The sequence below is a fragment of the Undibacterium sp. Rencai35W genome, assembly GCF_049340185.1.
Lineage (GTDB): Bacteria > Pseudomonadota > Gammaproteobacteria > Burkholderiales > Burkholderiaceae_D > Undibacterium.
This window is the reverse complement of the sequence record NZ_JBMPPC010000005.1, coordinates 81,044-92,992: the sequence shown is the minus strand read 5'-3', so window position 1 is coordinate 92,992 and position 11,949 is coordinate 81,044. Positions and strand designations below refer to the sequence as shown.

General features: G+C 50.4%; 10 protein-coding genes. 8 read left to right on the top strand and 2 right to left on the bottom strand.

Annotated elements, in window-relative coordinates:
* The first annotated feature begins 4 nt into the window (after positions 1-4).
* Together ACO0K3_RS12320 and ACO0K3_RS12315 are read left to right on the top strand one after the other, a co-directional pair.
* Complete coding sequence (locus tag ACO0K3_RS12320; protein WP_422960263.1) at positions 5-670, top strand: histidine phosphatase family protein; 666 nt, start codon at positions 5-7, stop codon at positions 668-670.
* 320 nt (positions 671-990) lie between these two features.
* Positions 991-1,692 (top strand): hypothetical protein, encoded by a 702-nt coding sequence (locus ACO0K3_RS12315; RefSeq protein ID WP_422984977.1) that lies wholly within the window; start codon positions 991-993, stop codon positions 1,690-1,692.
* A 449-nt stretch (positions 1,693-2,141) separates the two neighbouring features.
* On the opposite strand, the gene ACO0K3_RS12310 is transcribed toward ACO0K3_RS12315, so the two are convergent.
* Positions 2,142-2,753: a 5-formyltetrahydrofolate cyclo-ligase gene (locus ACO0K3_RS12310; protein ID WP_422984975.1), complete on the bottom strand. Its 612-nt coding sequence runs from the start codon at positions 2,751-2,753 to the stop codon at positions 2,142-2,144.
* Positions 2,754-2,796: 43 nt separating this feature from the next.
* On the opposite strand from ACO0K3_RS12310, the gene ACO0K3_RS12305 reads away from it, so the two are divergent.
* The 5 genes from ACO0K3_RS12305 to ACO0K3_RS12285 all read left to right on the top strand — a co-directional run bounded on the left by ACO0K3_RS12305 (position 2,797) and on the right by ACO0K3_RS12285 (position 9,240).
* Positions 2,797-4,791 carry a transglycosylase SLT domain-containing protein gene (locus tag ACO0K3_RS12305; protein WP_422984973.1) on the top strand — a complete coding sequence of 665 codons (1,995 nt, stop codon included), beginning with the start codon at positions 2,797-2,799 and terminating at the stop codon, positions 4,789-4,791.
* Between the two features lie 7 nt (positions 4,792-4,798).
* Positions 4,799-5,515 carry a glutathione S-transferase family protein gene (locus ACO0K3_RS12300; protein ID WP_422960259.1) on the top strand — a complete coding sequence of 239 codons (717 nt, stop codon included), beginning with the start codon at positions 4,799-4,801 and terminating at the stop codon, positions 5,513-5,515.
* Between the two features lie 25 nt (positions 5,516-5,540).
* Positions 5,541-6,788 (top strand): multifunctional CCA addition/repair protein, encoded by a 1,248-nt coding sequence (locus tag ACO0K3_RS12295; protein WP_422984971.1) that lies wholly within the window; start codon positions 5,541-5,543, stop codon positions 6,786-6,788.
* 216 nt (positions 6,789-7,004) lie between these two features.
* Positions 7,005-7,685: a GNAT family N-acetyltransferase gene (locus ACO0K3_RS12290; protein WP_422984969.1), complete on the top strand. Its 681-nt coding sequence runs from the start codon at positions 7,005-7,007 to the stop codon at positions 7,683-7,685.
* A 676-nt stretch (positions 7,686-8,361) separates the two neighbouring features.
* On the top strand, positions 8,362-9,240 hold the full coding sequence (locus ACO0K3_RS12285) for a response regulator (protein WP_422984967.1): 879 nt from the start codon (positions 8,362-8,364) through the stop codon (positions 9,238-9,240).
* Positions 9,241-9,661: 421 nt separating this feature from the next.
* Here the strand turns inward: ACO0K3_RS12285 and ACO0K3_RS12280 are convergent, their stop codons facing one another.
* Entirely contained in the window at positions 9,662-10,489 is an 828-nt protein-coding gene (locus ACO0K3_RS12280) for a hypothetical protein (protein ID WP_422984965.1), read from the bottom strand.
* Positions 10,490-10,609: 120 nt separating this feature from the next.
* Between ACO0K3_RS12280 and ACO0K3_RS12275 the strand changes: the two genes are divergently transcribed.
* Positions 10,610-11,365 (top strand): helix-turn-helix domain-containing protein, encoded by a 756-nt coding sequence (locus ACO0K3_RS12275; protein ID WP_422984963.1) that lies wholly within the window; start codon positions 10,610-10,612, stop codon positions 11,363-11,365.
* Positions 11,366-11,949: the final 584 nt, after the last annotated feature.

Below are 11,949 nucleotides of genomic sequence, written 5' to 3'. Positions count from 1 at the left end.
GTCTATGACCGAAATTCTCTTAATCCGCCATGGCGAAACCGCTTGGAACGCCGTGCGCCGCCTGCAAGGCCATCTCGATATTCCACTGAATGCCGAAGGCACACGTCAGGCTAAAGCACTGGCTTGGGCATTGCAAAATGAAAAGCTCGATGCCATCGTCTCCAGCGATTTACAACGAGCCGTTCAGACCGCCGGTGAGATCGCCAGACTACAAGGACTGAGTACACGCATTGATGCTGGTTTGCGTGAGCGCTGCTTCGGCGGATTTGAAGGTGTTCTGTATAGCGAGATTCCACACCAGTTCCCGGAAGCGTATGCGACCTGGCAATCGCGCGATCCGGATGCAGCGTTTCCGCCAGGCGAGAATCAGGGTGAAACCATACGCCAGTTTCATGAGCGTGCCATCACGCACATTCTGCATTACGGCAAACAATTTGAAGGCAAAAAAATCGCCCTCGTTGCGCACGGTGGTGTACTCGAATGCGCCTATCGCGCCGCCAAGAATCTGCCATTGAACGCCCCCCGCGACGTCACCATCTACAACGCCAGCATCAATCGTTTTCGTTACGACAGCACGTTAGCAAACGGGCTAGAATTATTGTCCTGGGGCGACATCGCGCATCTGGACGCGGATGCGATCGATGAAATTAATCAGAGTATGTCCAAATAATTGGAAAAGTATTTTTTAATTCGTTTTTTAAGTTCGTTTTTTAAATTCGTTTTTAATCATTTTAAAAATGAATACCGCAGCATTCATGCGGCTTGCGAGGCAAAAACACGCCAGAGAGCGCATGAGCACTGCGGAATGGTGTTGAAATTAAAAAACATCGCAATCAGCGTGTAACCTCATGCATGTAATACCCCCTTGGAATTCACGTTATTACCGCCATCTAGCAGTTTGACGACCACCATATTGCGCGAAGACCGTACCAATCAGCCGTCCCTCCGGACATCAGCGCATCTACATGTAAGCATTCGCGAAGGCAATTCATGGGCTTAGATCTTCTCAATTTAAAACAGGCTTCCAGCGATTTTGAGCAATCCATGGAACGTCTGATCGAGCGAAATGTAGCGCCGCTGGTGGATCGTTCGATACAGCAAGTCAGCACCGAACTCTCACAAGTGATCCAGCAAGCCGGTGCGCAAATTGATCGCAATATTGGAGTGCTGTCAGACGAAATTCATAATCAGCGCAGCATGACCAAGGATGACATCAAAGCCTTGATTGATTACTCGACCGAACAGATAGGCGCAGCGCTTGATCAGCGGATTCTGGCGATCAAGCATGAGACCTCAACACTGATCAATGAAAAAATCGACATGCTGAAATGCGAACTCGAAGATGCTGCCGTGACGAGTCGCAAAACCATGTACGTGAATGTCGCGATCTCTATCAGCGCAGCGATTGCCATGGCGATCATTGGCCTGATCTATAAAAAAATCTCGCTTGGCGAGCTCAATTTACTCAATGTGTTCCGGGTCACGTTATTGTCATGCGCCACCTTCACTTTTGTGCTGTCGGCAATGAAGGGATGGCAGCGCTGGCGCGGCATGAAGCAAAGTAAAAAAGGCGTTGCAACGATCGCCATTTCCTATTTTGGCGTATTGCGGCCAAACGGCGCGGTTGGATTATTTTTGTTAAGTCTAGCTTTATTGGCCGGATGGCTGGCGATGTATCATTTTGTGACTTGAGCTGAGCGACGGACACTTAAGATAAGCTGAAAGATGATGCAGACGTTTCCGATGCAGAACTTCTAAAAACCCTTAAATCGATATTTTATGGAGCAGCTCACTTATAATGCTACTCAGTTAATCCACACCCTTCGCTTCATCATTGCCAAAAGACAAAAGACGCCGGATCCCTGCCTGCGCAGGGATGACAACTTTAAGTTTGAGGCTTAACTGAGCGGCATTACCGCTTACTCTTGTTTTTCTCTGTGACTCTGTGGTGAGAGGTCTTGGTTTTTACGTCAGTTCTAGAGAGATGATTTTTTAATTTGGCAGTTTTTAGAGACTCCCGATAAGAAATCCGCAATGCTCATGCGGCTTACCGCACGTTTTCGCCCGGCAAGCCGCATTTTACCTAGGCGTGACATCACGAAATCTCTCACTACCGGTTAAGTTATTTCAATTAAGTTGCTTCAAAAACTTCCTGCAATCCTTTCAGTCAGCACAAAATCTAATGCCACGTCATGCAACTCCGCAGCAAATGTCGCCTGCGCCAGCGCATAGGCGACGCCCAGCGTTTTTGGGCGCGGCAGAAGCGCCAGAGTTCTGTCATAAAATCCGCCGCCATATCCAAGCCGGTAATTCGCAGAATTAAATCCTACGCAAGGAATCAACAAGGCATCAGGCTGGCTCAGTTTCCCTCGTTGTGCCGGTACCGGAATCCCGTAATCGTCCTGCACCATGAGGTCTCCGGGTGCCCAACTCAGGAACTGTAAGGGCTTGTCTTTGCCAAGCACCAGTGGCAAGGCAAGCTGTACTTGCATCTGGTGTAAGCGGGCATAACAATCGCGCAGATCAGGTTCGGCCTGAATAGGCCAGAATACGCCGAGACTGCTGATCTGGTGCCGCTGACACCAAGCAATCACTTGCTGCCCCAATTGATGATCCCATTGCGCCCGCTCTTCGGCACTGCTGGCGCGACGCGCATCAAGCAATTGCTTGCGCAAGATACTGCGACTGATTGGAGTACCGGATTTTCCGCTGTTTTGCGGACTCAGGCTTGCTTGCTGGAAGGGCTGTGTCATACTGTCAAAAACATCATGATGGAAGCGGTAGAAAATGTGGTCTATGAAGAAAATTGCCGGTCGCAGCACACAGTCCGGACAAGAATTTGCACGAAGATACGTCCTGCCAGTCAGCCTTTGCATGGTAGCAGTTTTATCCTTGCAGACTAATGCGCTAGCGGCAAAAAGCAACAAGAGTTTTGTGAATGACGATGATCGCTTTATGGCGTTGCGCGATGCGGCCATGCATGATGATGCGACCCAGGCAGAGCTCCATGCAGCAGCACTGAAAAATTTTGACATCCCCTCTTATGTCGACTATTACCGTCTCAAGACCCGGCTCCGCACTGCCTCTGCCAGCGAATTTCAGACTTTTTTAACGCAGTATGAAGGCAGCGCCATCGCCGACCGCCTGCGCAATGACTGGCTGCTAATCCTCGGTCAACGTGGCGAATGGGATACGTTTGACGTCCAATATCCGCAATTCCTTGTCGCTGACGACACACAGCTCAAATGCTATGCCTTGCTGTCCAAAGCCGTCAAACAGCAAAAAGTCGCCGATGCGGCACGCGCGCTGGTCACCGCACCACGCGATTACGGTGCCGGTTGCTATTCGCTGGTGACCTATCTGTCGGAACATGGCCAGTTCAATGAAGCTGACCTGTGGGCACAAATGCGTATCGCTGCCGAGAACGGTGCATTACCGCTGGCGCAAAGGCTGGCGAAGCTGTTAGATATCGCCGAGAAACAAGTCGTAGCAGCCATCGACAAGCCGACCACTTTACTCAAAAAATCACCAGAAGCTGGTAAAGCCTCGCATGAGCTTTACCTGATCGCGCTCGGTCGTCTGGCCAAGACGGATCCCGATGAGGCAGCAGATACCTTATCGCGCTACAGTGGCAAATTCAGCGATACTGAAAAAGCACAAGGATGGGCGCATATTGCACTGCAAGCCTCGCTCAAATTACAGCCTGAAGCGCTTGGTTACTGGCAACGTGCCGACGGCGCAAATCTATCTCTGGAAGGCTATCAGTGGCGGGTCAGAACAGCCTTGCGCGAAGGTGAGTGGAAGCTGGTAAAAAGTGCGATTGCCGCCATGCCTGCAAGCTTAAAAAATGAACCGACCTGGGTCTATTGGTATGCACGGGCACTGAAGAATGAAGGTAAGAACGACGAAGCGCAGACGATGTTTGCCAGCATCGCTGATCAGTTGCACTTTTATGGTCAGCTGGCGCTGGAAGAACGTGGTCAGAAAATCGGCGTTCCTTTGACCGTTAAACCTGTCACCGCCGATGAACTGGCACCCATGGAGAAGAACCCCGGATTGCAACGGGCATTGCGGTTTTATGCCATGAATTTGCGCTTCGAAGGCACCCGCGAATGGAATTGGGAGCTGCGCAAAATGAATGAGCGTCAGCATATTGCGGCGGCAGAATTAGCACGCCAGAACAATCTACTCGACCGTATGGTGAATACCTCAGACCGCACCAAGGCGGAGATGGATTTTAGCCAGCGCTATCCAACGCCGTTTAATGACAGTATGTATAAAACGACGCAGGCGCTGGGACTCGACATGGCGTGGGTCTATGGTCTGATCCGGCAAGAGTCACGCTTTATCATGACAGCGAAATCGCATGTCGGCGCCTCTGGCCTGATGCAGATCATGCCGGCAACTGCGCGTTATGTTGCGAAGAAAATCGGCCTCGGCAATTTCGTACCGGACCAGGTTAATGATATCGACACCAATATCGCGCTCGGCACCAATTATCTGAATATGGTATTGACAGATCTGGGTGGCTCGCAGGCCCTTGCATCTGCCGCTTACAACGCAGGCCCAGGGCGACCACGCGCCTGGCGCGCATCACTGACGCGTCCGGTCGAGGGAGCCATTTTCGCAGAAACGATTCCGTTTGCCGAAACCCGCGGCTACGTCAAAAATGTCCTGTCTAACGCAACCTATTACGCGGCATTATTTGAAAAAAAACCCCAATCGCTGAAAGCTCGTCTGGGTACAGTAATTCCCAAAGGAATGTCAGCGACGGATTCCGATTTACCTTAAGGTCTTTATGCAAGATACTGAATTAGAAACTACGCTCGCCGCCATCTTTTCTGGCGATAAAAAACCCTCACTGCAATTGGTGATCGGGAATAAAAATTACTCCTCATGGTCCATGCGCCCATGGGTCGTACTGAAAGCATTTGGCATTCCGTTTGAAGAAATCCGTATTCTGCTCGATAAGCCAAATACGACCTCGCAAATTTCTGAATACTCACTGGCAGGACGTGTTCCGGTTTTACTCGCAAACGAAATTACTGTCTGGGATTCTTTAGCGATTTGTGAATTTTTAGCAGAACAATTTCCATTACAAAATCTATGGCCCGAAGACGTTGCGGCCAGAGCGATTGCACGCAGCATCTGCGCTGAAATGCATTCTGGTTTTGCAGCCTTGCGTTTTGATATGCCGATGAATATCCGGGCAGAACTGCACGGTAAAGGCCGCACGATAGGCTCCCAGGCAGACATCGGACGTATTAGCGAAATTTGGGAAGACTGCCTGTCCGGTTATGGTGCGCATCAGTTTTTGTTTGGCGATTTTTCGATTGCTGACGCGTATTTTGCGCCAGTTGTGATGCGCTTTCGCACCTATGGGGTGTCGCTGGCACCGGCGTTGCAAGCCTATGTCGAGCGCGTAACCGCGCATCCGGCAGTGGCTGAATGGATACGCGATGCCGAAGCCGAAACCGACGAAATGCCCGGCCATGATGCGCGCCCGGCGGTCTGACTATTAGCGCCATACAAACCTAAGAATGAAAATCTATATTGTGGGCGGTGCGGTACGGGATCGTTTGCTCGGTCTGCCGGTACAGGATCGTGATTATGTTGTCGTCGGCGCCAGTCCGGAAAGCATGCTTGCACTGGGCTACACGCCAGTGGGTAAAGATTTTCCGGTATTTCTGCACCCTAAAACACATGAAGAATATGCGCTGGCCCGGACTGAGCGCAAGACTGCGGCGGGTTACAAGGGATTTGTATTCCATACCGATGCCGGAGTGAGCTTGGAACAGGATCTGATCCGTCGTGACCTGAGTATTAACGCGATGGCACAGGATGAGGATGGCAGTATCGTCGATCCGTTTGGCGGACAGCGTGATTTACAGGCTAAAGTGTTTCGCCATGTCTCAGCGGCTTTCACCGAAGATCCGGTCCGTATCCTGCGTGTTGCACGTTTTGCCGCACGTTTTTCGGTTGAGCCGCATGCCTTCACCGTGGCAGACGAAACCAATCAATTGATGCAAGAGATGGTGCATGCCGGAGAAGTCGATGCTCTGGTGCCAGAACGGGTCTGGCAGGAGCTGGCGCGCGGGTTGATGGAAGCACGTCCGTCCCGCATGTTTGAGGTCTTGCGTGATTGCGGTGCACTGGCGCGTCTGCTACCGGAGTTAAACGTTTTGTGGGGCGTGCCTCAACCGCCTAAACATCATCCGGAAATCGATACCGGCGTACACGTCATGATGGTCGTCGATTACGCAGCACAGCAAGGCTACTCGCTGGCAGTGCGCTTTGCCGCGCTGATGCATGATCTGGGAAAAGGCGCGACCCCGGCTGCGGCTTGGCCTAGCCATCATGGGCACGAGCAACTCGGTGTCGATCTGGTCGATGCGCTCTGTCAGCGCTTAAAAATACCGAATGACTGCCGCGATCTTGCCATCATGACCGCACGCGATCACGGCAACATTGGCCGTGCGCTGGAATTACGGCCAGATACCGTCGTGGCGCTGCTGGAACGCAGCGATGCATTCCGCAAGCCGCAACGGTTTTTAGAATTATTACAGGCTGCGCAATCCGATTGCTTTGGTCGTGCGAATTTACCGGACGTAAAATTTCCGCAGGCAGACTATCTGGCTCAGGCGCTGCAAGCAGCCCAGCAAGTACAGGCAGGCGAAATTGCACAACGTTTCCCCGGACAGCCACAACAGATAGGTGCGGCCGTCCATCAGGCTCGCGTAGAGGCGGTCCGTAGTTTTAAGCGGCACTACGAACTTGCCCATCAATAATCAATAAGCGCTAAGCCCTTTGATACCTCAACGCGCGTCAGAACGACGTCTCCTTGCTGCAGGCGGATCATCCCGGGTCTGCTGGCGTCACAATGACTACAATGCCACTTGGAATGTCAACAGTCTCAGGAGGTTTTCTGGAATAATCGATGATGTTCGTCTACAATGAAGCGATAAATTGTGCACCGCACAATTTGCTTTACCGGAAGGATCGCCATGAACGTTTCAGACATATTCCCCAACGGCAAAGATGGCGAGCCATCCGAACCTAAACCTGCCCAGAAACATACCGTGTTCGTCAAGGAATTATCTGAAAAAGACCGGCGGCGGATTTTGCGTCACTTTCTGGCGCTCAAAGAAAGTGATCGCCTGCTACGCTTTGGCACCTACCTGCCCGATGAAATGGTGACCAAGTACGTCGAAGGCATCGACTTCTCGCGTGACAAGGTATTCGGCGTCATGAGTGCACACTTCCGTCTGGTCGGTGTGGGTCATCTGGCGTTCGCGCCGAAGCAAGCCGAAGACGAAGTCACGGATAAAGACAAAGTAGCAGAGTTCGGTGTGTCGGTCTCAGAATCCGCACGTGGTAAAGGTGTCGGTTTCAAGCTATTTGAGCGCGGTGCGATTCACTGCCGCAATGCGGATGTCGACACGCTGTACATGCACTGCCTCTCCTCGAATCAGACCATGATCCATATCGCAAAAAAAGCCGGGATGGAAATTCATCGTGAATATGGCGAAGCGGATGCTTATCTCAAACTATTACCCGCCGACGCCGTCAGCGTTTTAAAAGAGGCCATGCAAGAGCAAGTCGCCGCTCTGGATTACACGATCAAAGCCAACACCCGCGCTGCGGTCAAATGGCTGGGTAATTTGTCCGGCACGAAAAGCGAGTAGCAATACGTCGGTATTGCGAGGTTTTAAGATTTTCGAATACCGACGACGCGATGCGCTCGCGTATGTTTTTTTTAGCCTCTACCAAGAGGAACCGTCTAAAAACCTTCCCATTGACAAACCACATAAACGAACTTGCGCAAAATCTAAGACCTCTCACCACAGAAACACGGAGACTCAGAAAAAAGCAGGCGCAAATGACTCCATGAAATATCGATTAAAGGGTTGTTAGCAGTTACCAATATCGAATCCGCAGGCTGGATGCGGCTTCACGAGTCATTTCGTGCCAGAAGGCGCGCCCCCGTTGCGGATTCAATTCAGATTTTCATCTGTATTTGAGATGATAGGAGTAATGCGCTGGACCAAGTGGTGTTGGCGTAACCGAAACGCATATGACGAAGCATGCGCAAGGAGAAACATCAACAATGACTGGCAAATGACTGGCAATTTGCCGTCAGAGTTCAAAAGCAGCTCTGCTGCTTTTGAATGAACGAGCTCGACTCAGTGCTGGAATCTCAACACAATACTCCGGTCAGCTTGGTTCACGGGCATTCGCAATACCAGGTTTCAACTGAAGCAAAAAAACTGATAATTCATCAAGCTGAGAATATTGTGTTATCATTTCGCCAACAACACAAAAAGACACGTATCTCCAACCCATCAGGGACACATTTTCATCATGAACCAGACGTCAGCCCCCACAGGAATACCCAACAACGATAGCCGTCAGTTCATTCTTGAAATGCTGGGCTTTTCTGATGCAGAAAAAACGATGCTGGCATCCACCTTCCGGCTCACGGGGCGCAGAAGTTTTTGCTATGCAGAGCCGACGAGTGAAGAAGATCGTACCGATATTTATCTGGTCAACACCGACAATGCAGAGGCAATGCAGGAGCTGGAAAAACGCGCACCGAATATCCATGCGCCTGCCGTACTCATCGGTCGCGATCCGGCGGTTGCTGTCGATTGGCCGCTGATACAAAAACCGATACACTGGATGCGCCTGTTTGGTCAGCTGGATGAACTGATGAACGCCGCATTGCAAGAGCGCGGCCGCCGCCAGCAAGGCAGCGAGCAGCATTGGGATGGTCATACCTATCGCCGCACCATCGATAAAAAGCAATTACCCGAAGCCTTATATATTCCGAAAAAAGCCGCCGAATCCGTGCTGGTCGTTGATGACAGCGCGACGGTACGTGCATTTATGCGCATCAAATTAGCCCCGTTCCACTTCGACGTCGACTACGCTGAAAACGGTGAGCAAGCGATTGCGATGACTGAGGTAAAGAAATACACCTGCGTATTTTTAGATATTCTGATGCCGGGGATCGACGGCTATAAAGTCTGCAAACATATCAAGTCGAATGCCGGCACCAAAAATACAGCCGTGGTCATGTTGAGCAGTAAATCCTCTGCCTTCGATAAGTTCCGCGGTAGCTGGGCCGGTTGCGATGCCTATGTTGGCAAACCGGTCGATGAAAACGAATTACTCTCAACGATTGCCAAGTTCTTGCCAAGTGCACGCGAAGCATCGGTGAAGCAAACCTCGGCAGTGTAAGCAGTAGGGACGATATAAGACGATATAGGAGATATAGGAGATATAGGAGATATAAATAGTCCCCTGACGACAAAGTCAGCCGCCAGCGCCATCATGAAATCGATTAGCAATCCAGCAGAAGCTTCTGGCAATGCATGAACTGATCTTCGCAACCGCGGCCGCAACACCAGATGTCGGCCCGCTGGAAGAAACATTGAAGTGAGGTGAACTCACTTACCTGACCACCATTCGCAAAAGTGGTAGCACCATCAGAATTGCATGGAAGGCAGCGCAACCTGAGCACTACACCATGTATTTTCACTGCCAGACCAATCTGGCCAGCACCTTCCGCACTCACTCTCCCTTGCACACTGTTTCCGGATGACTTTCATTTTGAGGAAAATCGCTGCATTGTGTATTGCAAGCGCGCTGACCTATCACATCAAAAAACAGAAGTAGCCGAGCGCCCAGCGTTGGCCCAAACTCTGGTACGCATCACCAGACGTCTTACCAGAATCGCAGCAGCCAGCGTGGCTAGCAGATGCTTTAAAGTGTGACCGCTGACAAGGCGCAAGGCCTGCGCTAACTCATGATCATGTATCTCAGCGACCTTCGCCAGCACATACATCACAAGCGCGGCGGCAAAGGCGATACGGTCAGCGCGATCCGCGCCATGCAAGGCCTGCCACAACGGGATCAGCACCAAGGACAAACCCTGCAATAAAAGGTATAGACGCAAATCACCGGCACCCTGCCTATCGGTGACATACCACCAGGCAACGCTGATTAGCGCAAACATAACGAAAGCGATGAGCTCACGTTGCTGCCGTACAGCCGCAATTGGGGTCATTACGACCGTCTCTGCCCTTACCGCAGCCAGCAATCCCGCACACGCCAGAGCGATCGGTAACCTGTCCCATAACAAGCGTGCGTTATCCGGTGCAAGGTGATAAAAGCCTGAACCAAAAGCCGTCAAGAACAGACTAACCAGAAACAGCCGGTAAGCGTACCAGCCAGCCTTGATCGCAGGATGAGTACGTACCGGCCACAAACGCCACATGCCCCATAAGGCAGCCAGCGCAAATCCCAGATTCGATAACACATCTGCCGCATGCGGCAAGCCGCACCACGACGATTGATCAGCAAATTCATGATAGTGAGGCAATTGCGCAATCGGTCCATGCATCAACAATGCCGCACTGATCACACCAACGAGCCACGCAGGAAGAGTCAAAATGGAGGGATGCTGCTGAGTCGCAAAAGAGTTCAAAATAAGGTCTCCGGTAATTAAAACAATCAAGCCGGAATTTGCCTTATATAGATTAAAAGTGATACCTTGATAAACAAAGTTGACTTATTTTACAAACGAAGGATCCAATTTCAATACCAAATGACAGAAACCTTGCAATTAATTGCTACCCTCAAACGTCAGTTACGGCAGCAGGGAAAAACCTATAAAGACGTCGCCAGCCTGCTGAACTTATCCGAGCCAGCCGTCAAACGTTTGTTCATGTCGACACGCTTCCCTCTGGATCGCATTGTCCAAATCGCGAATATGCTGGGTTTTACTCTCGCTGAATTAGCGCAAGAAGCAGCCAGCAACGGATCACGCCTAGATACCCTGACAGACGCACAAGAAAAAGAGCTAGTCTCTGATCCTCAATTATTACTGGTGGCTGTCTGCGCACTAAATCAATGGAGCTTAAGCGACATCCTGAACCGCTATCAGTTCACTGAAATCGAATGTGTCGCCCTATTATTACGACTGGACAAACTGCAATTGATTCACCTGCTGCCAGGCAACCGGATACGACTAAATGTCAGCCGCGATTTTGACTGGCGACCCAATGGCTGGATACGACAATACTTTCAACAGCAAGGCTTAAGCGATTTCCTGGATAGCAGTTTCTCAGGGCATCAGGAATCCTGCCAGTTCGCCCACGCAATGCTGACGGATGCAGCAATGCAAAGAATGCAGCTAGAGTTACTGCAAATACGCAAAAAATTCGCAGAACTGCATCAGGAAAGTCTATCGTCGCCGCTGCCTAAACGACGCGGCAGCGCGCTACTGCTCGCGATGCGCGAGTGGGAACCGCTTGAATTTGCCAGGTTGAGGCGTCAGAGGCCAACGATTAACCAGAACTAGAGGGAAGCGCGTTTATCGTTTTTTAGAAGAAATCCGGACATATCAGGCGTAAGACATGATGTCGTAATAACGCAGACTAATAATGAATCAATGCGTAGATAAGCGATATAAAAACACCAACCAGGAAATGAGAAGCAGACATCGCAATCACCGCCAGAGTGAGGGCAACGTTACTATTTGTTGTGACTGCAAATTGTCACTGTTTTTCGTCGTTGCTTAGTGTTGTTTGTTTCCCCGATTTATTTTTAGTTAAATGCCCAAACACACCTGATCCGAGGCTAAAATCTCTACACACTGTCTGTCATTTCAGCTATATTGTTAACTAGAAAACAACGCCAAGCCACTAAAAAGTCATTACCTCACTGGTATTTTGTCATCAACATGGTTGTTAATGAAGCGCAATAAAAGTTCATCATCTGCGATGAGAAACGCAACTTCACAATAAAATCAGCTCTACCTTCATCTCAGCGTTACCGAATTAAGTTTAAGTAAATTAAGTGTGTTCTAAAACGATTTAACAATCGCCTGCCATCAAAATTATTTGAAAGGGTACATTTTTTAGAGACTTTTAATATCATTCAACG